23 protein-coding genes are annotated in these 22,849 nt (G+C 72.8%); 11 read left to right on the top strand and 12 right to left on the bottom strand.

Annotation, left to right across the window (positions count from 1 at the left end):
• Positions 1-1,021: 1,021 nt before the first annotated feature.
• Positions 1,022-1,450 carry a DUF2267 domain-containing protein gene (locus AB0I71_RS31685; RefSeq protein ID WP_357590950.1) on the top strand — a complete coding sequence of 143 codons (429 nt, stop codon included), beginning with the start codon at positions 1,022-1,024 and terminating at the stop codon, positions 1,448-1,450.
• A 51-nt stretch (positions 1,451-1,501) separates the two neighbouring features.
• On the opposite strand, the gene AB0I71_RS31680 is transcribed toward AB0I71_RS31685, so the two are convergent.
• Both AB0I71_RS31680 and AB0I71_RS31675 read right to left on the bottom strand, forming a co-directional pair.
• Positions 1,502-2,266, bottom strand: a complete 765-nt coding sequence (locus AB0I71_RS31680) for a DUF72 domain-containing protein (RefSeq protein ID WP_357590948.1) — start codon at positions 2,264-2,266, stop codon at positions 1,502-1,504.
• Positions 2,267-2,274: 8 nt separating this feature from the next.
• Entirely contained in the window at positions 2,275-3,012 is a 738-nt protein-coding gene (locus tag AB0I71_RS31675; RefSeq protein WP_357590945.1) for a PIG-L deacetylase family protein, read from the bottom strand.
• Positions 3,013-3,111: 99 nt separating this feature from the next.
• Between AB0I71_RS31675 and AB0I71_RS31670 the strand changes: the two genes are divergently transcribed.
• The 3 genes from AB0I71_RS31670 to AB0I71_RS31660 all read left to right on the top strand — a co-directional run bounded on the left by AB0I71_RS31670 (position 3,112) and on the right by AB0I71_RS31660 (position 6,018).
• Positions 3,112-4,296 (top strand): MFS transporter, encoded by a 1,185-nt coding sequence (locus tag AB0I71_RS31670; RefSeq protein WP_357590943.1) that lies wholly within the window; start codon positions 3,112-3,114, stop codon positions 4,294-4,296.
• 162 nt (positions 4,297-4,458) lie between these two features.
• Entirely contained in the window at positions 4,459-4,701 is a 243-nt protein-coding gene (locus tag AB0I71_RS31665; protein ID WP_357590941.1) for a hypothetical protein, read from the top strand.
• 9 nt (positions 4,702-4,710) lie between these two features.
• Complete coding sequence (locus AB0I71_RS31660) at positions 4,711-6,018, top strand: cupin domain-containing protein (protein ID WP_357590939.1); 1,308 nt, start codon at positions 4,711-4,713, stop codon at positions 6,016-6,018.
• Between the two features lie 201 nt (positions 6,019-6,219).
• Here AB0I71_RS31660 and AB0I71_RS31655 read toward each other — a convergent pair whose 3' ends face one another.
• The 5 genes from AB0I71_RS31655 to AB0I71_RS31635 form a co-directional block, all read right to left on the bottom strand.
• On the bottom strand, positions 6,220-6,888 hold the full coding sequence (locus tag AB0I71_RS31655) for a hypothetical protein (RefSeq protein WP_357590936.1): 669 nt from the start codon (positions 6,886-6,888) through the stop codon (positions 6,220-6,222).
• The gene (locus AB0I71_RS31650; RefSeq protein WP_357590934.1) at positions 6,885-9,554 is read right to left on the bottom strand and encodes an FtsK/SpoIIIE domain-containing protein; all 2,670 of its coding nucleotides are present in this window, start codon (positions 9,552-9,554) and stop codon (positions 6,885-6,887) included. The genes AB0I71_RS31655 and AB0I71_RS31650 overlap by 4 nt, the downstream gene beginning before the upstream one ends.
• Positions 9,547-10,614, bottom strand: a complete 1,068-nt coding sequence (locus AB0I71_RS31645; protein WP_357590932.1) for a hypothetical protein — start codon at positions 10,612-10,614, stop codon at positions 9,547-9,549. The genes AB0I71_RS31650 and AB0I71_RS31645 overlap by 8 nt, the downstream gene beginning before the upstream one ends.
• 8 nt (positions 10,615-10,622) lie before the next feature.
• A complete protein-coding gene (locus AB0I71_RS31640) occupies positions 10,623-10,883 on the bottom strand; it encodes a hypothetical protein (RefSeq protein WP_092379879.1) in 261 nt (86 codons plus the stop codon).
• A gap of 147 nt (positions 10,884-11,030) precedes the next feature.
• On the bottom strand, positions 11,031-11,420 hold the full coding sequence (locus AB0I71_RS31635) for a hypothetical protein (protein WP_357590930.1): 390 nt from the start codon (positions 11,418-11,420) through the stop codon (positions 11,031-11,033).
• Between the two features lie 143 nt (positions 11,421-11,563).
• Here AB0I71_RS31635 and AB0I71_RS31630 point away from each other — a divergent pair, with 143 nt between their 5' ends.
• From AB0I71_RS31630 to AB0I71_RS31620, 3 genes are read left to right on the top strand one after another with little or no spacing between them, the layout of a single operon-like run.
• A complete protein-coding gene (locus AB0I71_RS31630; protein WP_357590928.1) occupies positions 11,564-14,116 on the top strand; it encodes an ATP-dependent Clp protease ATP-binding subunit in 2,553 nt (850 codons plus the stop codon).
• A 14-nt stretch (positions 14,117-14,130) separates the two neighbouring features.
• Complete coding sequence (locus AB0I71_RS31625; RefSeq protein ID WP_166458402.1) at positions 14,131-14,295, top strand: hypothetical protein; 165 nt, start codon at positions 14,131-14,133, stop codon at positions 14,293-14,295.
• The gene (locus AB0I71_RS31620; RefSeq protein ID WP_357590925.1) at positions 14,295-14,645 is read left to right on the top strand and encodes a DUF3140 domain-containing protein; all 351 of its coding nucleotides are present in this window, start codon (positions 14,295-14,297) and stop codon (positions 14,643-14,645) included. The genes AB0I71_RS31625 and AB0I71_RS31620 overlap by 1 nt, the downstream gene beginning before the upstream one ends.
• A gap of 62 nt (positions 14,646-14,707) precedes the next feature.
• Here the strand turns inward: AB0I71_RS31620 and AB0I71_RS31615 are convergent, their stop codons facing one another.
• From AB0I71_RS31615 to AB0I71_RS31605, 3 genes are all read right to left on the bottom strand, one after another.
• Positions 14,708-14,944, bottom strand: a complete 237-nt coding sequence (locus AB0I71_RS31615; protein ID WP_357590923.1) for a hypothetical protein — start codon at positions 14,942-14,944, stop codon at positions 14,708-14,710.
• 19 nt (positions 14,945-14,963) lie between these two features.
• Positions 14,964-15,962, bottom strand: a complete 999-nt coding sequence (locus AB0I71_RS31610) for a LysR family transcriptional regulator (RefSeq protein WP_204015130.1) — start codon at positions 15,960-15,962, stop codon at positions 14,964-14,966.
• A gap of 77 nt (positions 15,963-16,039) precedes the next feature.
• Positions 16,040-16,639: a hemerythrin domain-containing protein gene (locus tag AB0I71_RS31605; protein WP_357590921.1), complete on the bottom strand. Its 600-nt coding sequence runs from the start codon at positions 16,637-16,639 to the stop codon at positions 16,040-16,042.
• 114 nt (positions 16,640-16,753) lie between these two features.
• Between AB0I71_RS31605 and AB0I71_RS31600 the strand changes: the two genes are divergently transcribed.
• Both AB0I71_RS31600 and AB0I71_RS31595 read left to right on the top strand, forming a co-directional pair.
• Positions 16,754-18,082 (top strand): M20/M25/M40 family metallo-hydrolase, encoded by a 1,329-nt coding sequence (locus AB0I71_RS31600; RefSeq protein ID WP_357590919.1) that lies wholly within the window; start codon positions 16,754-16,756, stop codon positions 18,080-18,082.
• 84 nt (positions 18,083-18,166) lie between these two features.
• Positions 18,167-18,820: a hypothetical protein gene (locus tag AB0I71_RS31595; protein WP_164447239.1), complete on the top strand. Its 654-nt coding sequence runs from the start codon at positions 18,167-18,169 to the stop codon at positions 18,818-18,820.
• 573 nt (positions 18,821-19,393) lie between these two features.
• On the opposite strand, the gene AB0I71_RS31590 is transcribed toward AB0I71_RS31595, so the two are convergent.
• Complete coding sequence (locus AB0I71_RS31590) at positions 19,394-19,585, bottom strand: DUF5703 family protein (RefSeq protein WP_053655860.1); 192 nt, start codon at positions 19,583-19,585, stop codon at positions 19,394-19,396.
• 55 nt (positions 19,586-19,640) lie between these two features.
• On the bottom strand, positions 19,641-20,612 hold the full coding sequence (locus AB0I71_RS31585) for an aldo/keto reductase (protein WP_357590916.1): 972 nt from the start codon (positions 20,610-20,612) through the stop codon (positions 19,641-19,643).
• Positions 20,613-20,842: 230 nt separating this feature from the next.
• Between AB0I71_RS31585 and AB0I71_RS31580 the strand changes: the two genes are divergently transcribed.
• The gene (locus tag AB0I71_RS31580; protein ID WP_357590914.1) at positions 20,843-21,895 is read left to right on the top strand and encodes an LLM class F420-dependent oxidoreductase; all 1,053 of its coding nucleotides are present in this window, start codon (positions 20,843-20,845) and stop codon (positions 21,893-21,895) included.
• Positions 21,892-22,728 carry an undecaprenyl-diphosphate phosphatase gene (locus AB0I71_RS31575; protein WP_357590912.1) on the top strand — a complete coding sequence of 279 codons (837 nt, stop codon included), beginning with the start codon at positions 21,892-21,894 and terminating at the stop codon, positions 22,726-22,728. The genes AB0I71_RS31580 and AB0I71_RS31575 overlap by 4 nt, the downstream gene beginning before the upstream one ends.
• Positions 22,729-22,849: the final 121 nt, after the last annotated feature.

Below are 22,849 nucleotides of genomic sequence, written 5' to 3'. Positions count from 1 at the left end.
CGACCCGAGCTTGCGCGTGTCCGGAATCGACAAGGAAGCGAGGTGTACACGGATTTTCACCATCTGCACACACCCCGAGGCGGCCTTGCGACGACGCCGATCACCCTCGGTGATAGTCGGCCGGAGGGTGCTGCGCATGGTGCCGATAAATGAGCGGTTTTCGCTGGTCAGCGAGCTGCAAAAAGCCTGCTCAGTACATCGGTAGCTCGCGGGTACACAACTGCTACCGCGACTATGCCCAGACCAACGCCCAGCAACTCCAGGCCCTGCTCACCGAGTCCGGCTGACCGCCCCCGTCCCCGCAGACCAGCGCCGGGAACGCGGACGCGCGCTTGGGCCGGGGCGGCCTGCGAGGCAGCTGCGGACACTTTCCGTAGCCGTCCTGCTCGACCAGACCTTCCCCATTGCTTCCTTTGCTCTGCTTCAACCGACGCAACGGTTTACTCTCCGTGCCGATCCGACCGGCCATCCCTCTGGTGCGCTGCCCGCTCAGACCAGCTCACCGGCGATTGCGTCGGTTGAAGCAGAGCAAAGGGAGCGCGAGGGCAGGAGGTATCGACGCCCGGTCCATCACGCAGAGTAAGGTCCGGCGACGACGACACCGTTCACGACAGGTAGTCGTGCTTTCCGTCATCGCACCGACCTGGCGGCGTCTGCCCGGCCGACGGCGGGGTGGGCCGCACCGCCGCCGGCTCCGGCCGGGGTGGTGAGCGGGTTCGGTTCTCACCCGGGTGGGGTGACGGCAGCTCACCTCGTCCGTGCGGAGCATGGTGGCAGCGGCGCGGTGCTCCGGCGATCGTCCGCGCGGAAGCGACACCACGGAGGTGGTTGGCGATGACGGTTCGGGTGGCAGCGCACCGACGACGAGACGCGGTGCTGCATGTCGTCGGAGTGGCCGGGCATGCCCGCCGGGCGTCGCGGGCCGGATGGAGCAGTCCCATCCGGTACCGCCGTGGCCCGGTGGGTCCGCCGCGACGTCAGGATGACCGAAGGTGGGAAACCGACCTACGGGGGTGGACAGATGGCTGAGCAGTTCCAGTCCGCGATCGAGTCCTCGATGGACAAGACCAACCTGATCCTGAAGGACATCGAGCAGGCGTACGGATGGCCGAAGGAACAGCGCAACCAGTCGTACGCCGCGTTGCGTACGGTGCTGCACCTGCTGCGGGACCGGATGCCGGTGCAGGAGAGCGTGGAGTTCTCCGCCCAGCTGCCGATCGTGGTGCGCGGTGTCTACTTCGACGGCTGGCAGCCGCAGAACGTCCCGATCAAGCTCAACCGGGACGATTTCCTCTACGAGGTCCGTCAGGGCTTCCCGTACGACGTGGCGGGCGGCCCGGAGCGGGTGGTGCAGGTGGTGCTGGACACTCTGCGCCGGCACATCACCCAGGGCGAGTGGGAGGACGTCAAGGACACCATGCCCGCTGACCTCGCGCGGATCATGCCCTGACCCGGGCACGCCGCGACCCGCCCCGTCGAGGGGTGGGTCGACGCGCCCGGGTCACCCGGCCACCGGCCCGGGCACCCGGCTGACCCGCCGGCCGGCCCGGACCGCCAGCGCGGCGAAGGTGGCCGCGTTGGCCACCGCCGCGCCACCGGGGTCATTGTTGAAGTAGACGTACGTCGTCTCGTCGTCACCGAACGCCTCGGCCAGCCGGCGTACCCAGGAGGCCAGGGCGATGCGCCCGTAGTGCGGCCAGGGGCGGGCCCGGCCCTCGTGCAGGCGCAGGTACCCGAACTCCGCCGTACGCCAGAGCGGGGCGATCGGCCGGCCGTGCCGGTCGGCCCAGACCAGCGCGGCGCGATGCCGTTCCAGTACCGCCCGGGTGGCGTCGGTCCACCAGGAGGCGTGTCGCGGTTCCACCGCCACCCGCACCTGCGGCGGGAACAGCCGTAGCGTCGCGGCCAGCGCCGATGGGTCGGCGCGCAGGTTCGGTGGCAGTTGCAGCAGCACCGGTCCGAGCCGGTCACCCAGCGCGGTGGCCCGTTCCAGGAAACGGGCCACCGGCTCGGCCGGCTCCCGCAACCGCTTGATGTGGGTGAGGTAGCGGCTCATCTTGACCGCCACGCAGAAGTCACCGGGAGTACGCGCGCGCCAGGCGGCGAAGGTGTCCCGTTCCGGCAACCGGTAGAACGCGTTGTTCACCTCGACCGTGGCGAACCGGTCGGCGTAGTGCTCCAGCCAGGCCCGCTGCGGCAGCCCGGCGGGATAGAAACGGTCCCGCCAGTCGCGGTACTGCCAGCCGGAGGTGCCGACCAGGATCATGGCCCGGCCTACCAGAGGTCGAAGTGGAACACCTCGAACGAGGCGCCGTAGCGCACGCCCAGTCGAGCCCCGACCGGTCGCGCGCCGCCCTCCAGGAACTCCTCGGCGTCGAAGCTGCCGTCGCCCAGGCCGGTCAGGTACGCCTCATGGGCCAGCAGCGACGCGACCCCCCGGTCGAACGTGTCGGTGGTGTCGACTCCGTGCCGGGAGCGCGGCGACGAGGCGGCCCACACCTGCCGTACCCGGCCCCACGGCTCGACGCCGTCGGTCAACTGCTCCGGGAAGATCCACCGGTTGCCCGCGTCTCGGACCGCGTCGAGGGTGGCCCGGCCGACAGCGATGTGGTCAGCCTGGTTGAGCACGTCAGCGCCGTCCCAGGTGGCCCGGAAGTTGTTCGTGATGACGATCTCCGGCCGGTGCCGGCGGACCACCGCCGCCAACTCGCGGCGAAGCGGGACACCGTACTCCAACACCCCGTCGGGCAGGCCCAGGAACTCGACCGTGTCCACGCCCACCAGGGCCGCCGACTCCCGCTGCTCCTGCTCGCGTACCTCCCGGGCCCGCGGCGGCGGCATCCCGTCGATGCCCGCCTCACCGCTGGTGACCAGGCAGTAGGCCACCTGCTTGCCCTGCCCGGTCCAGCGCGCGATGGCGGCGGCGGCACCGAACTCCAGGTCGTCGGGGTGGGCCACGATCGCCAGGGCGCGTTGCCAGTCCTCGGTCACCGGCTCCAGTGGTTCGGTCATCGGCACCTCCGTCGCGCGTGTTCGGCCCATCCTGTCACTTCCCGCCCGGCCGCGCCCGACGGTTGACCTCAAGCATGGTTGAAGTTCGATGCTGTGCGGGTGAGCGCGACGGTCCCGGCGGGCAGCCGCCATCGGCCCGGCCTCGCCCTGCTGCTGATCGGCTCCACCCTGACCGTGATGGCGGGCGCGGTGCTGACTCCGGTGGTCCAACTGCTGATCACCGAACGACACCTCACCGCCACCGCCGCCGGCCTGGTCGTGACGGTGCACGGGGTCTCCCTGGCGCTTGTCGCGCCGGTCGCGGGTCGGCTCGTGGACCGGCACGGAGTCCGCCGCCCGCTGGCCGCAGGTCTGCTGCTCTACGGGGTCGCCGGCGGCGCGGGTCTGGTCGTCGACGCGTACCCGGTCCTGATCGCCACCCGGCTGGTCTTCGGCGTCGGTGCCGCGCTGGTCTTCACCGGCACCACAGTCGGCCTGCTCGACCGCTACACCGGTGCCGGTCGGGACCGCGCGATGGGCTGGCGGTCCACCGCGATCAGCTTGGGCGGGGTGGCGTGGCCGCTGGTCGGCGGGGCGTTGGGGGTGCTCTCCTGGCAGGCCCCGTTCGCGGTCTACCTGCTCGGTGTCCCGCTCGCTCTGTTCGCGCTACGCCTGCCCGACGAGCCGCGCCTGCCGGACCACCCACGTCCGGCGGCGGGCCCGGGACGGTCGGCACTGCTCGCCAACGCTCCCGGGCTGCTTCCGGTCTACGCCGCACAGGCCGCCGCCACCCTGCTGCTCTACGCCGTCCTGGTCTTCCTGCCGGTGCGGTTGGCCGAGCTGAACGTCACGAACACCGCCGTCGTGGCGATCTTCACCGCCAGCCTCTCCCTCGCCATGAGCGCGGCGGGCTTCGGATACGCCCAGCTTCGAGCCCGGCTGACCGAGCGCGTCCTGCTGCGGTACGCCTTCGCGGCCTGGACCGGCGCGCTGCTCGCGATGGCCCTTGTCGACATCCCGGTGCTGCTGCTCGCCGCGCCCCTGCTGTTCGGCCTCGGGATGGGCCTGGCGGTACCGGCCCTGACCGTGCTGACCGCCGACCACGCGCCGGCCGGTGAGCGTGGGCAGGCCACCGCGCTGCTGGCCACCGCCGGATTCACCGGCCAGTTCGCCTCGCCCCTGCTGTTCGGTCCGCTGCACGCGGCGACGTCGGTGCGGCTGACGTTCCTCAGCGCGGCGGTGCTGGCCGGTGTCGTCGCCACCGCCCTGACATTACGGAGAGACGCACGGCGCGGGGTGAGCTGAAAGGCGCCGGTTCGGGGTCGAGCGGCGAAGCGGTCATGCCGGACGGTTCGGGAGATTACGGTGGGACGAGGTGTGGTTAGAGAAGATCGGGAGCGGGGTACCACCCGCGGCAGGACGCACCCGACCAACGGCGGCGGGGGCGGGTCAATCCGAGGGAGCACGATGCCACTCAACGACGATGACATGCAGACCACCAGCGGCGGCGGGGCCGAGGGCCCGGCCGACGGCGGTGCCACTCCGGGTCAGCACGACGGCGGTGCGGACGGTAGTGCCGAAGGTCCGGCCGACGGCGGTGCGACCCCGGGTCAGCACGACGGCGGTGCGGACGGTAGTGCCGAAGGCCCGGCCGACGGCGGTGCGACCCCGGGTCAGCACGACGGCGGTGCCGACGGCGCCGCCCGGTAACGGATCGCCATGACGCGTCTCGACCCGCCGGGCGGCCACGGCCGCCCGGCGGCTCCGTCTCCGTCCGCTGTGGCGCCCGGCCTCGACGAGCCCGCCGATGCGGCCGCCGCCGCGTTGGCCCGCTGTGTCAGCGTGGAAGCGGCGAAGTTCGCCGCGGCTCACTGGGGGCGCACTCCGCTGCTGTCCCGCGCCGCCGAGCTGCCCAACCCAGCCGGCTTCACCGATCTGCTCAGCCCGGCCGACGCCGACGAACTGCTCAGCCGCCGGGGCCTGCGTACCCCCTTCCTGCGCGTGGCCAAGGACGGCCAGGTGCTGCCGGCGGCGCGGTACACCGGCGGTGGCGGTGCCGGTGCCGAGATCGACGACCAGGTCCTCGACGAGAAGGTCCTTCAGCTGTACGCCGACGGCGCCACCCTGGTCCTGCAGGGCCTGCACCGCACCTGGCCGGCGTTGATCGATTTCACCCGGAACCTGAGTCTGGCCGTGGGGCAGCCGTTGCAGGTCAACGCCTACCTGACCCCGCCGGACAGCCAGGGCTTCGCCACCCACTACGACACCCATGACGTCTTCGTGCTCCAGGTCGACGGCCGCAAGCACTGGCGCATCCATCCGCCGGTGCTGCCCGACCCGCTGGAGCGGCAGCCATGGGGCGGCCGGGCCGACGAGGTCGGCGCGACCGCACAGGGGCCGGCAGCGCTCGACGTGATCCTGGAACCGGGTGACGCGCTCTACCTGCCCCGGGGATGGCTGCACAGTGCCCAGGCGCAGGAGTCCAGCTCACTGCACCTGACCGTCGGTATCCGGGCGTTGACCCGGTATGCGCTTGTCGAGGAACTGCTCGCGCTGGCCGCCGACGACCAGCGACTGCGGGCAACCCTGCCGTTCGGCACCGACGTGGCCGACCCGGACGCCATCGAACCGGAACTGACCGAGACGGTCGAGGCACTGCGGGACTGGCTGCTGCGGGCCGATCCGGCCGCCGTGGCCGCCCGGCTGCGGCAGCGGGCCTGGTCGGCGTCGCGCCCGGCACCGATCCGGCCGCTGGCCCAGGCCGCCGCGATCACCGCGCTGACCGCCGACAGCCTCGTCATGGCCCGTAGGGGTCTGCGCTGGCAGCTTGTCGGCGAGGGGGATCGGGTGACGCTGCGCCTGTTCGACCGCACGATCAGCCTGCCCGCGCAGTGCGAGCCCGCCGTACGTGCCCTGCTCGCCGGCCCGCCGATCCGGGTCGGCGACCTTCCCGGCCTGGACACCGACGCCGACCGCCGCACCCTCACCCGTCGCCTGCTCCGCGAAGCCGCCCTCACCCCCGCCTAACCCCCGCCACCACCCCGCGCCCGCCCCGCCCCACCTCGCCGATCTTGCACTTCTGGTCGCCGCATTATCCGTCACACCCCGTTTCGCCCGACAAGAAGTGCAAGATCGGCGGGAGCGGGAGCGGGAGCGGGAGCGGGTGCGGGTGCGGGTGCGGGTGCGGGTGCGGGTGCGGGAGCGGGTGCGGGAGCGGGTGCGGGACGGTCAGGGGAGGGGGAGGGCCAGCAGCAGGAGGGTGGTGGCCAGGCCGGCGATGACGACGATGAGGACGGGGCGGGGACTCAGCACGGCGTGGCGGCGGTCGGCGATCAGGCGCGCCGGGATCAGCCCCAGCACCGGGCCGAGCAGCGTCACCACCAGGGCCAGCACCGGCAGGCCGACGGCCAGGTCACCGTCGTTGCGCGCGCCAAGGGCGCGGGCGACGGAACCCAGCGCGTACGCCAGCACCGCACCGGCGACGCCGCACAACGCCAGCAGCGGGTTCACATTGCCCGGCAGTTCGCCGGGTTGACGGGTACGGCGCAGCAGATCGCGTACCCCCTCCAGCAGCACGACCGGGTCGCCGGTGGCCTCCGGCGCGGGGGCCGGCGGTGCCCCGGCACGTCGCCCGCCGCCGCCCAGCCGGCTGTTCAACTCCTGCCACAGCACCGCCACCTCGGCGTCCACCCGTTCCTGCGCCTCGCGCGCGGCGACGAGTTCCCGCTCGGCCCGGTTCACCTCGTCGGCGGACTCGGCCACCGCCCGGTCCGCCGCCGCGCACTGCTGCTCGTACCAGTCCTGCGCCTCCTCGCGTTGTTCCCGCACCCGGGTCGCCAACTCGGCGAGCCGTCGCAGCTGAGCCGAGTACGTCTGGCTGGTAACCGGTTCGTTCATCGTGCCGGTCCATAGGGGATGATGGTCTGCCCGGTCCGGTGCACCGCCCGGTCGAAGAAGAGTCCACGCCACGGGCGGGGATACCAGTCCGGCCCGCCACTGCCCGGGTACAACGACGGGCCCAGTTCCCCGCCGTGGGTGTCCAACGCCACCCAGGCACCGATCTGGTCGGTACGCGCGCCCGTACCGCCCAGGTCGGCGCGCATTCGGGCCACCCCGCGCCACCAGGCCAGCACGTGGGTGCGCCGCTCGGGGCCGTCGTGCAGGATGCGGCGCAGGTGCTCCAGCCCGGTGGCCCGCCCGGTGCGTGCGGCGAGCGCCCCGGCCGCCGCGTCGACGGCGAACAGCAACAGGTAGTGGGGTGCCCCGGTGGCGCCGGGCGTACCCAGGGCGTCGGCCGTTTCGGCCATCAACTCGGCCACGGTCTCCTCGTCGTACCAGGCGGCGTCGTCGGCGAGGTCCTCGTAGAGGGCCCGGGCCGCCGGATCGGCGTCCGGGTCCAGGCAGGCGATCGAGAAGCGGGCGCTGCCCGGGCGGTGCTGCCGGGCCAGCGAGCGGGCCGCCGCGTCCAGCACCGCGCACGCCTCGTCGACCCGGGTACCCAGCACGGCCAGGTTACGGCCCGGTGCCCGGGGAAGGCGCAGCACCGCCGAACGGGCCTGCACGTCGATGATCTCGCCGAGCAGCGCGACAGGTCCACGGGGCGTACCGACCTCCGGTGCCCGCAGCGCCCGGAAGTCCGGCGCGTCGGCCAGCCGTGGCACCGCGTCGCCGTCGAAGAGGCGGGCGGGCGAGGCCTCGGCCGGCCGCATCCGCCAGAGCCGGTGCTGCAGGTCGCTCCACGTCTCCCAGTCACTGGCCGACGGGATCCGGGCCACCTGGTTGCCCTCAGTCAGGCCCGACTCGGCGTTGACCACCGCGTGGAACTTGGGCAGTGACTGGGCGGCGTCGTTGCGTTCGGCGAGGATGCGCAGCGCCTTCGGCAACGCGATCCGCAGGGTGAACTGGGCGACAAGCGCGGGACGGCCCCACAGCGCCTCGATGCCGCGTACGTCCTGCGAGGCAAGCACCAGGTGGATGCCCTGGGAGCGGCCCCGGCGGGCCAGGTCCTCCAGCAGGTCGGCCGCCTCCCGGGCGACCGCGTCGCGGCCGGCCAGCAGCATCTGGAACTCGTCGACCACCGCGACGATCCGCGGCCAGTGCCCGGTCGGATCCACCGCCCGCAGCTCGGCCAACTTGGTGACCTCGTGCTTCTTGGCCGCGTCCGCCCGCCGGCGCAGCTCCTCCGCCAGGAACCGCAGCAGCGCCAGGCCGAACTCCCGGTCGGTGTTGACGTTGATGCCGACCAGCCGCATGTGCGGCAGCCAACTCGGATCCCGCCGGCCCTTGGCGAACCGGGCGAAGGACACCCCTTCCTTGAAGTCCAGCAGGTAGAACTCCAACTCGGCGGGGGAGTAGCGGGCCGCGAGGGCCCCGATCCAGGCGAAGATCAGGTTCGTCTTCCCGGTGCCCGAGGGACCGCCGATCAACGCGTGCGGTGGGTAGTCGCCGAGGGTGAGCAGCACCGGCCGGCCCTGCGGTCCCTCACCGATCGGCGCGGTCAGCCCGGTCGCCGAGTCCTCCCGCCACATCTGGTCGGCCGGTGGCAGCAGGTCGGTGAACGGGGTGGGTGCCGGTCCGGCGCTGACCACGGAGGCGATCCCCCGACAGGTCTCGGTGACCAGGGCGGCCGGCGGCGGCGGATCGAGCCGGACCGGCAGGCTGCCGATCCGGGCGCCGTCGGCGGTCACCGTCACCCGGGTCACCGACGGCTCGTCGGGCACCGGCACACCCCGCACGATCAGGTGTACGCCGCAGGCGACACCGGCACGCACCACCCGGTCGAGCTGGCCGCGTTCGTGCCGGGACAGTTCGTCGCCGCCGAGCAGCACCGCGACCCGCCACGGCTCCGGGCGGCGGCCCGTCGCGGCGGCCAGGTCGCGCAGCGAGGCGTGCTCGCCGGCCAGCACTGTCTCGTTGATCCGGCGGATCTGCTCCACCAGGTCGTCCAACAGCCGGCCCAGACCGCCCGGGCCGACGAAGGTGAGCAGCCCGGCCGGGCCCAGCGGGGCGAATCCGGCCAGCCCGCCGCCGAGCCGGTCCGGGTCGTAGCCGACCAGCCGTACGTTTCCCGGCGCGGCCCGACCCAGGCTGCGCAGCAGCAACGCGGCGACCACGGCCGCGCATCCGTCAGCGTCCCCGTCGAGTGCCACATGCCCGGCGTCGAGCAGCGCCACCAGCGCCGGTACCGGCTCGGTGCCAGCCAGCCGGACGGTGCCGATCCGGGTCGCTCCCGGTGCTTCGGCCCGCTCGGCGGGGGTGGGACGCCATCCCGGCCAGTCCGTCGAACCCGCGCCGGGCGCCTCCCGGGACGCCGCCTCGGCCGCCTCCCGGGCCAGCACCGCCAACCGTGCCGCGTGCCGGGAGTCGATCTCGGCGAGGCGCCGGTCGCGTTCGGCGCCGACGCGCTCCGGCACACCGGCGGCGGCCCGACGTACCCGCACCGCCCGCTCGCGGGCGGCGGTCAGCGTCACCTGGGCGGCGGCCGCCCGTTCCCGGGACGCGCCGAGTGCCTCGGCGAGCAGTTCCCGGACCCGGGTGACCAGCTGGTTGCGCCGGTCAGCCATCGATCCCGCGCCTCGGCCGGCCGATGGGTCCGTCACCCGAGCCGGGCCGCGACGGTGTCCCGGACCACGGTGTCGCGCGACCGCCCCCGGAACTGGTCGGGCCGGATGTACGACCGACCTCCGGCCGCCGGCCGGGACCCGGCTCGCCGCCCCGCCCGGCCGCCCGGCCGCCGGTCGCCCCGCCGTTCGCGGGCCGGTCACCACCGCTGCCGCTGGCCTCGGGTGGCAGGTCGCGGCCCAGACGGTCGAGCAGGACGCCGGTGAGCACCCCGGCGGTGACCGCCGGGTCGGCGGCGTGCGGCTGCTCACCCTCGCCGCGACGCGGTGGCGGCATCCGGCACACCCGGCTGAGCAGGGTGTCCAGCACCGGGGCCGGCAGGCCGGGGAGCAGGTCACGGACCCGACCGTCCAGCTCGCGGTGCAACCGGGCCAGGTCGTCGCCGCGTGGCGGATGACCGAGCAGTTCGCTGGCGAGGTCGCGGAGCAGCGGCGGAGCCACGGCGGCCAGCCCGAGGCCGACGTCGGCGTGTGCGCCGCGCAGGTCGCGGTGCAGCCGGTCGCGGTCACCGGCCCGGACGCCGCGTACCACCCGGTGCAGCAGTTCCCGGGAATCGGCGATGCGCTCGTCGGGTTGCTCGGCCGCGCCTTCCCGTCCACCGGTCAGCTCCGCCACCCGCACCGACCACCATCGGCGCAGCCGCACCTCGCCGGCCGGCTCGGGCGCGGCGAGCACCGGCTCGGCCGCTCCGGGCGCGTCGTGCACCGGCTGCCGCTGCGGCTCCCCGGTGGCCGGGGGCGCGCCGTCGGGGGCCAGCCCGATCGCGGCGAGGTACGCGGTCAGTTGTTCCTGGGCCAGCCGCAACGCGTAGCCGGCGGTCTCCGCGTGCTCGGTGGCGGCGGACAACTCCGGCACCCCCATCGGGTTGGCCGACTCCTGACGCACCCAGCGCAGCCGCTCACTCGCCAGCCCGAACTTCTCCAGCGCCTGCCCCAACAGGCCCAACGGCAGTTCCTCGGCGGCGGCGCGGACCTGCGCGCCGACCTCCTCGACGATTGACACGCCCGCCCCTACAGCGTCGAGACGTACTGCTGGGCCTGCTCGACCGCGACGAGCGTCGCGGCGAGGCACTCCTCCAGCTCCTGGCTGGCCTGGGTCAGCGACGCCTGCGCCGCCTCGACAGTGGTGTGACCGCTGCCCTCCAGGGCCCCGGCGAGGGTCTGCTGCGCCTCGGCCAGTTTCTCGCCGGCGGCCTGCACGGCGCTCTGACCGTCACCGATCTGCTGAAGTGCGACATCGATGGCTGCCTTGAGCTCGGCGACGCTCGCCACGCGGAACCTCCTGGGGGCGGGGAGGACTCCATTAGAGCCTATGCCGGTAGGGGACAGAACACGTGCCCTGTCAGTGTTCCTGCCCCGCTGACCGGTTGTCGACCGCAGACGCCGCGGGTCCGATCAGTGGGACCGGTGGGCGGGCGCTCACCCACCGCCACCGCCGGTCAGCCAACGGGGCCCGTGCACCTCTGCGCCGTGCGCGGTGACCCGCTCCCGCAGCCCGCGGTCGGCCGTCACCACCACCCGCCGCCGCTGCCCGGCGTGGGCGACCAGGTCGACAACGGCGTCGTCGCCGGAACCGTCGGCGGAGACCACGCGTACTCCCTCGACGCCCGGCACGTCCCGGGCCGCGCCCTCCACCACCAGCACCACCTCGACGGGGGGCGGCAGGTCCGGCGGCAGGCCCCGCTCGCCCAACGGGACGAGCGTGTCCCGTAGTCGGGCGGTGGCGCCGGCCCGGTCGCGCCACCAGCCGTTCGGGCGCGAGCCGACCACGTTGGCGGCGTCCACGATCAGCAGCGGTGTCGGTTCCATCCGTCAACCCTGCCATCCGTCCGGCCGACCTGCCGGGTAGCCGCGCCGGGCGGCGGGCCGGGGGTCGGGGGTGGTGGCGTTTGTCCGGCCGGGGGCTGGGTAGCCCGTGCCGACCGTCTCGCGCCCGACCGCGGAGGACAGACATGATTGGACCCGGTGACTTCGGCTCCGACCCGTGGGACGAGTTCCTGGCGCGGTACTTCGGTCGGGGCGAAGGCGGGCGACGCCCGGCGCACCGGGTCGACATCACCCGGCTGATGACCGCCGACGCGCGGGAGATGCTCGCCGACGCGGCGCGTCGGGCCGCGCAGAAGCAGAGCAACGACCTCGACACCGACCACCTGCTCTGGGCGGCGTTGCAGCGCGAGCCGCTGCGCGATCTGGTCCGGCGGGCCGGCGCGGACCCGGACACCCTGCTCAACGCGCTGGGCGGACGGGGTGACGGCGCCCCGCAGGGCGAGGTCCCGCCGAACCTGTCACTGACCCCCGCGGCCAAGCGGGCGCTGCTCGACGCACACCAGCTGTCCCGGGCGATGGGCGCCAACTACATCGGGCCCGAGCACATCCTGATGGCCCTGCCGTTGAACCCCGAGTCGCCGGCCGGCCGGATGCTCGCCGCCGGGCGAATCCAGCCGGAGTCCCTGCAGGCCGCCAACGCCGAACGAGGTCCGGCCGGTGGCCCCCGACCCGACCGGGGCACGCCGACGCTCGACCAGTACGGCCAGGACCTCACCGACCTGGCCCGCAACGATCAGATCGACCCGGTGATCGGGCGCGCCGACGAGATCGAGCAGGCGGTCGAGATCCTGTCCCGGCGGACCAAGAACAACCCGGTGCTCATCGGCGAGGCCGGCGTCGGCAAGACCGCGATCGTGGAAGGGCTGGCGGAACGGATCTGCGACGGCGACGTGCCCCAGACACTGCTCGGCAAGCGGGTGATCCAGCTCGACCTGGCCGGCCTGGTCGCCGGCACCCGGTACCGGGGTGACTTCGAGGAACGGCTGAAGAAGGTGATCGACGAGATCCGCGCCCACCGGGAAGAGCTGATCATCTTCCTCGACGAGATCCACACGCTGGTCGGGGCGGGCGGCGCGGGCAGCGAGGGCGGCATGGACGCGTCAAACATGCTCAAGCCGGCGCTGGCTCGCGGCGAGCTGCGGGTGATCGGCGCGACCACCCTCGACGAGTACCGACGCAGCATCGAGAAGGACGCCGCGCTGGCCCGACGTTTCCAGCCGGTGTTCGTACCCGAACCCACGGTCGAGGACACCGTGGCCATCCTGCGCGGGCTGCGGGACCGCTACGAGGCGCACCATCAGGTGCGCTTCACCGACGAGGCGCTGGTGACCGCGGCGGAACTGTCCGACCGCTACATCACCGACCGCTTCCTGCCGGACAAGGCGATCGACCTGATCGACCAGGCCGGCGCCCGGGTCCGGCTGCGTACCCGGACCCCGGACGCCGACGTGCGGGACCTGGAACAGCAGCTTGAGGAGGTACGGCGGGACAAGGAGCAGGCCGTCGCCGACGAACAGTACGAGCGCGCCTCCGCACTGCGCGACCGGGTCGCCGAGCTGGAAGGGCAGGTGCACCGGGCTCGGGGCGACGACGACGGCGGCAGCCAGGTGCCGGAGGTGGGGCCGGAGGAGATTGCCGAGGTGGTGTCCCGGGCCACCGGCATCCCGGCCAGCCAGCTCACCGAGGAGGAACGGGACCGGCTGCTGCGGCTGGAGGGCCAGTTGCACGAAAAGGTCGTCGGGCAGGACGACGCGGTCACCGCGGTCGCCGAGGCGGTCCGTCGCTCCCGTACCGGCCTGGCCGACCCGAACCGGCCGATGGGCAGCTTCCTGTTCCTCGGCCCCACCGGCGTCGGCAAGACCGAACTGGGCCGCGCGCTGGCCGAGGCGCTGTTCGGTGAGGCGGACCGGATGGTCCGGGTGGACATGAGCGAGTTCCAGGAACGGCACACGGTCAGTCGACTGGTAGGCGCTCCACCCGGCTACGTGGGGTACGAGGAGGCCGGCCAGCTCACCGAGGCGGTCCGTCGCCGCCCCTACGCGGTGGTGCTGCTCGACGAGATCGAGAAGGCCCACCCCGACGTGTTCAACATCCTGTTGCAGGTGCTCGACGACGGACGGCTGACCGACAGCCAGGGCCGCACGGTCAACTTCAAGAACACCGTCCTGATCATGACGAGCAACATCGGCTCCGAGCTGATCACCGGCGCGCAGCGGGCGGTCGGCTTCGGTGCCGGCGAGCCGGGCAGTGCCCAGGAGAGCGACGAGCTGCGGGAGCGGCTGATGCGCCGGTTGCAGGAGAACTTCCGCCCCGAGTTCCTCAACCGCATCGACGAAGTGATCATCTTCCGTCGGCTGGAGGCCGAGCAACTGCGGCAGATCACGGAGCTGCTGCTCGAGGAGACCCGCCGCCGGCTGCACGCACAGGACATCGAGGTGGAGTTCACCACCGCCGGCATCGACTGGCTCGCCGAGCACGGCTACCAGCCGGAGTTCGGTGCCCGGCCGCTGCGCCGGGTGATCCAGCGGGAGGTCGACAACCACCTGTCCCGGATGCTGCTGGAGCAGCAGATCTCACCCGGTCAGCGGGTCACCGTCGACGCCCGGGACGACCGGCTGACCTTCGACGTGTCGGCCGGCCGGGGTCACGCCAGGGCGACGACCTCGCATCCCCGCTGACCGGAAGGGCACTGATGACCGAACCGGACGAGGCCCGCGAGGACGAACGGACCGAGGCGATCCTGGCGCCACCGACAGCCAACCCCGCCCGGGTGCAGGTGCCGCCGGAGGGGCTGGGCGGGCAGACCGACGAGGGGCACCCGGAGGAGTCCGGGTCGCCGCCGGCAGAGGAGGGCTGATGGTACGCGAGCAGCGACTCGACCCCGAGGTGGAAGTGCTCTGGGAGGACTTCCACGCCGAGGTCAACGTGCCGTCCGAGCAACTGCGACAGTGGCTGCTGACCCGGGGCTCCGGCGAGACGGCGTTCGGCCCCGACCCGGATCTGAACCTGCCGGAGCCGGGCCGGCAGATCCTCGCCGTGCTGCGCAAACGCAAGGTCGACCTGACGCCGGAGGACATCGACGTGATGCGCGACGCCGTCGACCGGATCCGATCACTCACCGCCGCCAAGCCCGGCCGGGGCAACGCCGACGACGAATGGCGGCACAGCCTGCTCGACCTGGGCCACGACGTGCTCGTCGAACGCTGACCCAGCACCGGCATCCCCGGCGCCGCCGCATCGCGCCGGGGCTGCCCGTACGTCCGGCCGGACTACTCGGCTTCGAGGCTGCCGATGGCCAGCCCGGCGGCGTCCGCGGCGGCCTGCCGGTCGGCGCGGGTCTGCTCCTCGCGGGTCAGCAGATTGGCGTACTCGGCCAGGTCGGCCGGGTCGGGCACCTCCGGCAACCGGCGCAGGAAGGCTTCGGACTCCCGGACGGCGGCGGTGTGCGCGGCGGCGGCCTGACGAAGCAGTTCGCGGTCGTCGGCGGCGGGATAGAGGTCGGTCATACCCGCCCCTTACCCGCGCTCAGGCGGTTCGCACCCGGGGAGCCGTCACCACCGGCGCCGGCCGTCGCACGCCGAACGCCGGGTTCCGCAGCAGCCAGGCCAGGTACGCCGGATGCGGCGCGAGGGCGTCGGTGTACGCGACCAGTGCGGTCTCCAGCACCAGGTCGGCGGTACGGGCGGCGGCGGACTCGGGGTGCCAGCCCAGCATCAGCCGCCAGCGCAGCGGCGTGTCGACCAGTCTGCGGGTCACCAGGCCGGCGACCGGCCGGAACGTGGCCTGGCACAATGCCACCGCCTCACCGGCGTCCACCAGGTCGATGCAGCTACGCACGTCGGCCTCGTACACCTTGCGGGGGGTGAATCCGGCCCGGGCGCAGGCGGCGGCGAAGCAGTCGCCGAAGCAGCCGTCTCCCGGTGCCGCCACCCACTGCTCGTGCCGCAGGTCGGCCAGGTCCACCTCGTCCCGCCCGGCCAGCGGGTGGGTCTCCGGCAACAGCACCATGACCGGGTCGACGGCGACCTCCCGCCAACTCAGCCCGTAGTCCGCCGACGGTGTCGAGTCGCCGCACACCCCGGTCAGCGCATAGTCCAGCCGCCCGCCGGCGACCAACTGGGCAAGTTCGTCGACCGACCACGAGGCATGCGTACTGATCTGCGCCTGCGGTTGCTCGGCGGCCAGCCGGTGCACCAGCCGACCCAGGATCGGGCTGTTCACACCGCCGAACCGGTACCGGCGGGGGGCGTCGCCCGCGCCGGCCAACCGGGCCGCCTCGTCCTGCAGGCCCTTCATCGCCGGCAGCAGCACCCGGGCCCGGGCCAGAACCAGCTCGCCGAGTGCGGTGGGCCGCGCACCGCGTCGGTCCCGTTCGAACAGCGGCCCACCGAGGGTGCGTTCGATCCGCTGGAGCTGGGCGGTCAGCGCCGGCTGGGCCAGGCCGAGCGTCGAGGCCGCCTTGGTCACGCTCCCCGTCTCCGCGATGGCGCAGACCACCCGCAGGTGGCGCAACTCCAGATTCATAGCGTGACGGTAGGGCCACGGAGCAGCTGGCGGTAGTGCCCGGACGGATCAACGACCATGAACGTGTCGCGGGTCTCTCACCGAGGTGGCGGCTCGGTCAGCTCCCCCAACTGGGTGTGCCGGCCGGCGAGGACGTCCCGGACCTTGTCGACCACGCCGACCGCCGGCTCGACGATCCGGTTCCACGGCGGGCTGTGCGGGACCGCCGGATGCGGGCGGGTCGGTGCCGCCTCCTCGGCGATCTCCAACCGGTTGCCGAGCCGGATCAGCTCCTCCTCGGTGGCGGCGGCGCAGAGCCGCTGCATCAGCGGGTCGACCGCACGGGCGTGCGCCTCGACCCGGGCGGCGACGTCGGGCAGGCTGTCGTCGGTAAGCCCCTGCAGGGCCCGGAGCAGCTCGACGTCGCCGGCCAACACCTCGTCGACGAGGTGGTCCGCCCCCTCGACCGCGTGCCGGACGGCGGGCAGGAGGTACTGCTCCTCCCCGGAGAGATGCCGCGACAGAGCGGCGACGAGGACGTCACGGCCGTGCTCCGGGTCCGGCCCGGGCTCGATCAGCCGCCGGGTCAACTCCAGCAACTGCCGGTGCTCCTCGGCGACGAGGTCGGCGATGCTGCGCCCGGTGGGCTGGTAGTCGTCCCCGGGAGTGGGCGGCAGCGGCGGCAGGTGGACGGACATGGTCGCCTCCTGGGTGGGCGGGCGGAGCGACGAGGTGGTTCCTACGGACGTCGGGCAGGCGCGGCAGTACCCGCGGTCGCCCGAACCGAAACTCTAGGCTGATATGAAGGCACGATGACGAGCGACGCCCACGCCGCCCTCCCCGCGCCGACCGACGAGGTCGTCGAGCTGTGCCGGGACCTGCTGCGCATCGACACCACGAACACCGGCGACAACGCCACAAGTGCCGGCGAACGCGGCGCCGCGGAGTACGTCGCGGAAAAGCTCGCCGACGTCGGCATCACCCCGGTCATCCACGAGTCGGCGCCCGGCCGGGCCAACGTGGTCGCCCGGATACCCGGCACCGATCCCACCCGCGGCGCGTTGCTCGTGCACGGGCACCTGGACGTCGTGCCGGCCGACGCCGACGAGTGGTCGGTGCACCCCTTCTCGGGTGAGCTGCGCGACGGCTACCTGTGGGGTCGCGGCGCCATCGACATGAAGGACTTCGACGCCATGGTCCTCGCGGTGGTGCGGGACTGGCAGCGGATGGGGGTGCGCCCGCCGCGGGACATCGTGCTCGCGTACACCGCCGACGAGGAGGCGGGCAGCGAGTACGGCGCGCACTTCCTCACCACCCGACACCGCGACCTCTTCGACGGCTGCACCGAGGCCATCGGTGAGGTCGGCGGCTTCTCGTACACCGTGGACCCGTCGCAGCGGCTCTACCTCATCGAGACCGCCCAGAAGGGCATCGACTGGCTGCGGTTGCACGCCCGGGGCCGGCCCGGGCACGGTTCGATGCTGCACGACGACAACGCGGTCACCGCCCTGGCCGAGGCGGTGGCCCGGATCGGCCGGCACCGCTTCCCGGTGGTGGTCACCGACACCGTGCGCGCCTTCCTGGAGGAGGTCTCCGAGGTGCTCGGGGTCGAGCTGGACCCGGACGACCCGGAGGCCGCCATCGCCAAGCTCGGCCCGATCGCCAACATCATCGGCGCCACCATCCGCAACACCGCGAATCCGACCCGGCTCGCCGCCGGTTACAAGGACAACGTCATCCCGGGGCGGGCCAGCGCCACCATCGACTGCCGCAGCCTGCCCGGCCAGTCCGAGCTGCTGGAGCGGCAGTTGCGCGAGCTGGTCGGCCCGGACATCGCCATCGAGTACGTCCAGCGGCAGCCGGCGCTGGAGACCACCTTCGACGGGGAACTGGTCGCGGCCATGGCCGCCGCGCTGCGGGCCGAGGACCCGGGAGCCCGGCCGGTGCCGTACATGCTCTCCGGCGGTACCGACGCCAAGGCTTTCTCGCAGCTGGGCATCCGCTGCTTCGGGTTCGCTCCGCTGCGGCTGCCGGCCGATCTGAACTTCTCCGCGTTGTTCCACGGCATCGACGAGCGGGTCCCGGTGGACGGACTACAGTTCGGCGTGCGGGTTCTCGACCGGTTCCTGCGTACCTGTTAGCCGGCGCCCAGTTGGACGCCCTACCTGCTAGTCCGCGTCCGGTGGACGCGACATCCTGGATTCTTCGTGAAGGGGACGCCTCACATGACCGACCAGCACGGTGAGCTGGACGCCGCCCTCGAGCGCGTGATCGAAGCGGCCCGCCACCATCTGGCCGCCGTCCGGGCCGCGCAGGGCCGGATCGACGACGACGACGTCTGGCAGGCGTACGTCGCGCTGAACAACGCGTCGTTCGCCTACGACGAGCAACTCATGGACGCCTTTGGCGAGGTCACTCCGTGGGACGTCGAGTCCATCGATCCGGACGAGGCCGATCAGCGTTTCGCCGGTGGCGAGGGGGTCGAGTCGACCGACCCGCACCCGCAGGTGATCTCCGTACGGCAGCGGCGTGACTACCGGGTGCCGAGCGTCTCCGCGCTGATCCGGGTCGCCGAGGCGGCCCGCCGGGAGGGCGTACCCGGCGACGAGGAGGTGCCGCCGGTGGAGGGCGTCGGCGAGGCGGTGCTGGAGCTGCTGCAGAGCGGCGACGGCTCGCTCGGCGCGCTCGACGTGCCGGAACTGGAACCGCTCGACGGTGTGGTGATGGTCAGCGAGGTCGGCACCCCGGTCGACCTGGAGTCGTTCGCCGACGACGACCCGGTGGGTCCGTTCCAACCGGGCGCCGACGACCGCCTGGTCGGCCGCCTCGACGAGCACCCCTTCCTGGAACTCGACGACGAGCACGACCACGTGCACTGACGGTGCGGTTGCCCGGACCGGCCACCGGTCGGCGACTCGCTCCGTCCGTCCCGGTCACACGCTGTCAGGCTGACGGGGTAGCCGGGTCGGTGGTGCGGTCCGCGGTCGGTGGTGCGGTCCGGTCCGCGTGCTGTCGAGTTGACGGTGCGGTCTGGTCCGCGTGCTGTCGAGCTGACGGCGTAGACGGATCGGCGGTGCGGTCGTCGGCGGACTTCGGCCGGCATCACCCGGCGACCGGGTCGGGAGCAGAGCTGGTTCGGGGCGGCGCTGGTTCGGGGCGGTGCCCGGTCGGGATCGGTCCGACCGATCCGACCGGCTGAGCGGCCTGGCGGAGCCGGGCCGGCGGCCTCATCCTCGCGAGAGCGCAGGTGGTTCAGCTCGACAGCGGCCGGCGGGCGATCGTCCCGCAACCATCCGGCGCCGCCGTTCCACCGGGCGCTGGCTGACTTTCCGTCCCGCCGCCGTAGGCGCCAGGGAAGGCATGCGGCAGCACGGCAGCACCGGCCGCCGGTCGTCCCGGCCCGGCCGGCAGCCGCTCGGGAGCCCGGCGCGGGACCGCCGGCTCACCGTCGGTCAGTACGACAGGCCCGGCTGCGGCTGGTTGACCCGTCGGCGGCGCAGCACCACCTGCCGCGTACCGTCACGGAACAGCCGCACCCGGGCCAGTTCCCAGCCGGAGAACTCCGCCTGGATCGCCAGCTGCGCCGCGGCGGTCAACCGGTCGACGTTCGGCGGTAACCGCAGCGGCGCGTATTCGTAGTCCATGAGGCCTATGCTGCCCAGCCCGACCCCTCACGCGCCACCCTTCGCCGGGTGATGCTCAACCATCGCGTTCCGGGTAGCCGACCTCCAGTGCCGAAACGTCGTCAAGCGCCGTGGTGATCTCGTCGGGCAGGGTCACCCGTTCCACCTGAAGCGCCCCGAGCAACTGCCCCGAGGTGCGCGCGCCGAGGATCGGCGCGGTCACTCCCGGCCGATCCCGGATCCAGGCCAGCGCCACCTCCAGCGGGGAGACGCCCAGGCCACTCGCGGCGGTGGCCACCGCCTCCACGATGCTGGAGCAACGCGGCTCCAGGTAGGTGGCGACAAAACGCTCGAAATGCGGCGACACCGCCCGGGAGTCCGCTGGTCGGCCGTGCCGGTACTTGCCGGTGAGCACCCCGCGGCCCAGCGGCGACCAGGGCAGCACACCCAACCCGAGCGCCTCGCAGGCGGGCAGCACCTCCCGCTCCACCCCCCGCTCCAGCAGCGAGTACTCCACCTGCGAGGCCACCACCGGAGCCCGTCCGGGCCAGGCCGCCTGCCAGGCCGCCGCCCGGGCGGTCTGCCAGCCGGAGAAGTTCGACACGCCGACGTAGCGCACCCGACCGCTGGCCACCGCGTGATCCAGCGCCGCGAGGGTCTCCTCCAGCGGGGTCTGCGGATCGTAGCCGTGCACCTGGAACAGGTCGACGTGGTCGGTGCCGAGCCGTCGCAGCGAAGCGTCAAGGGTACGCAGCAGGTGCCCCCGGGAGCCGTCGCGACGCCGGCTGCCGCCCGGCCTGAGCCCCGCCTTCGTCGCGATCAACAGCTCGTCGCGCGGCACCAGGGTGCCCAGCAGCGAGCCGATCACCGACTCGGCGTCGCCGTCGCCGTACACGTCAGCGGTGTCGATCAGGTTGCCACCGGCGTCGAGGTAGCTCTTCAGTTGCGCGGCCGCGTCGTCGGCGTCGGTGTCCCGGCCCCAGGTCATGGTGCCGAGCGCGAGCCGGGAAACCGCCAGCCCGCTTCGGCCGAGCGGTCGCTGCTGCATGGGTGAACCTTATTTCGAACCAGGGCCGGACCGATATCCTCGCTCCCGTCGAGTCTGCCCGCCGGTTCGTGTTTCCGCTCGTCCGGGTCGCGCCGTCGGAGCGTACCGCCGGTGGCCGGAGGTGTGGTGGCGCCGGGCGCGGCCACGGACGGAGACTCGGGGTGAGCCGGTGATCGTCCCGGCCACCCACATTGCGTAACCTGATGCGACTGCGGATGGGGGAGGACTCTGTGCGACTCGGGCTAAGCCTCGGATACCAGACAGCGTGGAGCACGCCGGCCGATCACCTGGCCCTGGCTCAGGAGGCTGACCGGCTCGGCTACTCGGTGGTGTGGGCGGCGGAGGCCTACGGCTCCGACTCGCCGAGCATGCTGGCCTGGATGGCCGGGCAGACCGAGCGGATCGACATCGGCAGCGCGGTGATGCAGATCCCCGCCCGGACGCCCGCGATGACCGCGATGACCGCGGCCACGATCGACTCGCTCTCCGGGGGCCGGTTCCGGCTCGGCCTGGGGGTGTCCGGCCCGCAGGTCTCCGAGGGCTGGCACGGCGTACGTTTCGGCAAGCCGCTGGCGCGCACCCGCGAGTACGTGGACATCGTCAAGCTGGCGGTGGGCCGCAAGGAGGTCGCCTACGACGGCGAGTTCTACACGCTGCCGCTGCCCGACGGCCCCGGCAAGGCGCTGCGGCTGGGCTTCCACCCGCCGCGCGAGCACATCCCGATCTACCTGGCCGCAGTGGGCCCGAAGAACCTGGAGCTGGCTGGCGAGATCGCCGACGGCTGGTTGGCCGTCTTCTACGCCCCGGAGTTCGCCGAGGAGCAGCTCGCGGCGGTGCGCGCCGGCCGTGCCAAGGCCGGTAAGGAGCTGGCTGGCTTCGACGTGGTGCCGTCCGTGCCGGTCGTGGTCGGCGACGACCTTGACTCCTGCGCCGCGTTGGTCCGCTGGTACGCGGCGCTGTACGTCGGTGGCATGGGCAGCCGCCAGCAGAACTTCTACAACCAGCTGGCCACCCGGATGGGCTACGGCGACGCCGCCCGCGAGGTGCAGGAGCTCTACCTGGCCAAGCGGCAGCGCGACGCGGCCGCCGCCGTGCCGATGGAGTTCATCGACCGGACCTCGCTGCTCGGTCCGAAGGAACGCATCGCCGAGCGGATGCGCGAGTACGCCGAAGCCGGGGTCACCACCCTGTCGGTGACCCTCTTCGCCGCCGACCGCGAAACAGGTGTGCAGACCCTGCGGACCGTTGCCGAGGCGCTGGACCTCTCGGGAGTCGGGGAGTGACCTGGATCGAAGCCATCGTCCTGGGCATCGTCCAGGGCCTGACCGAGTTCCTTCCGGTCAGCTCGTCGGGGCACCTGCGGATCACCTCGGCGATCTTCTTCGAGCAGGACGCCGGGGCGTCCTTCACAGCGGTCACCCAGCTGGGCACCGAGGCGGCGGTACTGCTGTACTTCGCCAAGGACATCTGGCGCATCGGCCGGACCTGGATCGTCGGAATCTGGGACAAATCCGTCCGGTCCAGCCTGGACTACCGCATGGGCTGGTACGTGATCGTCGGTTCCATTCCGATCGGCATCTTCGGCTACCTGTTCAAGGACCAGATCCGGGAAACCGCCCGGAACCTGTGGGTGGTGGCCACCACGCTCATCGTGTTCGCCTTCGTGCTCGCGTTCGCCGAGTACTGGGGCCGGCAGACCCGGACCTTGCGGGACTTCCGGATGCGCGACGGCGTGGTGATGGGCTTCGCCCAGGCGCTGGCGCTCATCCCCGGTGTCTCCCGGTCGGGCGCGACGCTCACCTTCGGTCTCTTCCTGGGCCTGACCCGGGAGACCGCGGCCCGCTACTCGTTCCTGCTGGCCATCCCGGCGGTGGTGATGTCCGGGATCTTCAGCCTGGGTGACGTCTTCGAACCAGCGGCACCCGGCACCTCGGTGCCCACGGTCGCGCAGATGGTCGTCGCCACGCTCATCGCGTTCGGTGTCGGCTACGCGGCCATCGCCTGGCTGCTGCGCTACGTCGCGCACCACACGCTGTACGTCTTCGTGCTCTACCGGGTCGCGGTCGGCACCCTCGTCCTGGCCCTGCTGCTGACCGGCACGATCAGCGCCACCTGAGTTCTGGGCCGTGGCTGGCTTTCGGCGACTGTGCCTGGCTTGGGGTGGTTGCGGTTGGGGCTGGGGGCGACCGTGCCCGGCTTCGGGCGGTCAGGCTTGATCCCTGCGCCGGGCACGGTCG

Source organism: Micromonospora sp. NPDC049891 (assembly GCF_040660295.1).
GTDB lineage: Bacteria > Actinomycetota > Actinomycetes > Mycobacteriales > Micromonosporaceae > Micromonospora.
The sequence above is the reverse complement of the archived record's forward strand: the minus strand, read 5'-3'. Positions and strand labels throughout refer to the sequence as shown.

What these genes read in the sequence shown, in the direction of transcription:
- AB0I71_RS31610 (WP_204015130.1), bottom strand. Translation starts at nt 15,962, where the DNA reads ATGAATCTGGAGTTGCGCCACCTGCGGGTGGTCTGCGCCATCGCGGAG.
- AB0I71_RS31625 (WP_166458402.1), top strand. Translation starts at nt 14,131, where the DNA reads ATGACCGAACCGGACGAGGCCCGCGAGGACGAACGGACCGAGGCGATC.
- AB0I71_RS31615 (WP_357590923.1), bottom strand. Translation starts at nt 14,944, where the DNA reads ATGACCGACCTCTATCCCGCCGCCGACGACCGCGAACTGCTTCGTCAG.
- AB0I71_RS31675 (WP_357590945.1), bottom strand. Translation starts at nt 3,012, where the DNA reads ATGACCGAACCACTGGAGCCGGTGACCGAGGACTGGCAACGCGCCCTG.
- AB0I71_RS31655 (WP_357590936.1), bottom strand. Translation starts at nt 6,888, where the DNA reads ATGAACGAACCGGTTACCAGCCAGACGTACTCGGCTCAGCTGCGACGG.
- AB0I71_RS31630 (WP_357590928.1), top strand. Translation starts at nt 11,564, where the DNA reads ATGATTGGACCCGGTGACTTCGGCTCCGACCCGTGGGACGAGTTCCTG.
- AB0I71_RS31685 (WP_357590950.1), top strand. Translation starts at nt 1,022, where the DNA reads ATGGCTGAGCAGTTCCAGTCCGCGATCGAGTCCTCGATGGACAAGACC.
- AB0I71_RS31665 (WP_357590941.1), top strand. Translation starts at nt 4,459, where the DNA reads ATGCCACTCAACGACGATGACATGCAGACCACCAGCGGCGGCGGGGCC.
- AB0I71_RS31590 (WP_053655860.1), bottom strand. Translation starts at nt 19,585, where the DNA reads ATGGACTACGAATACGCGCCGCTGCGGTTACCGCCGAACGTCGACCGG.
- AB0I71_RS31600 (WP_357590919.1), top strand. Translation starts at nt 16,754, where the DNA reads ATGACGAGCGACGCCCACGCCGCCCTCCCCGCGCCGACCGACGAGGTC.
- AB0I71_RS31585 (WP_357590916.1), bottom strand. Translation starts at nt 20,612, where the DNA reads ATGCAGCAGCGACCGCTCGGCCGAAGCGGGCTGGCGGTTTCCCGGCTC.
- AB0I71_RS31595 (WP_164447239.1), top strand. Translation starts at nt 18,167, where the DNA reads ATGACCGACCAGCACGGTGAGCTGGACGCCGCCCTCGAGCGCGTGATC.
- AB0I71_RS31680 (WP_357590948.1), bottom strand. Translation starts at nt 2,266, where the DNA reads ATGATCCTGGTCGGCACCTCCGGCTGGCAGTACCGCGACTGGCGGGAC.
- AB0I71_RS31650 (WP_357590934.1), bottom strand. Translation starts at nt 9,554, where the DNA reads ATGGCTGACCGGCGCAACCAGCTGGTCACCCGGGTCCGGGAACTGCTC.
- AB0I71_RS31605 (WP_357590921.1), bottom strand. Translation starts at nt 16,639, where the DNA reads ATGTCCGTCCACCTGCCGCCGCTGCCGCCCACTCCCGGGGACGACTAC.
- AB0I71_RS31635 (WP_357590930.1), bottom strand. Translation starts at nt 11,420, where the DNA reads ATGGAACCGACACCGCTGCTGATCGTGGACGCCGCCAACGTGGTCGGC.
- AB0I71_RS31620 (WP_357590925.1), top strand. Translation starts at nt 14,295, where the DNA reads ATGGTACGCGAGCAGCGACTCGACCCCGAGGTGGAAGTGCTCTGGGAG.
- AB0I71_RS31660 (WP_357590939.1), top strand. Translation starts at nt 4,711, where the DNA reads ATGACGCGTCTCGACCCGCCGGGCGGCCACGGCCGCCCGGCGGCTCCG.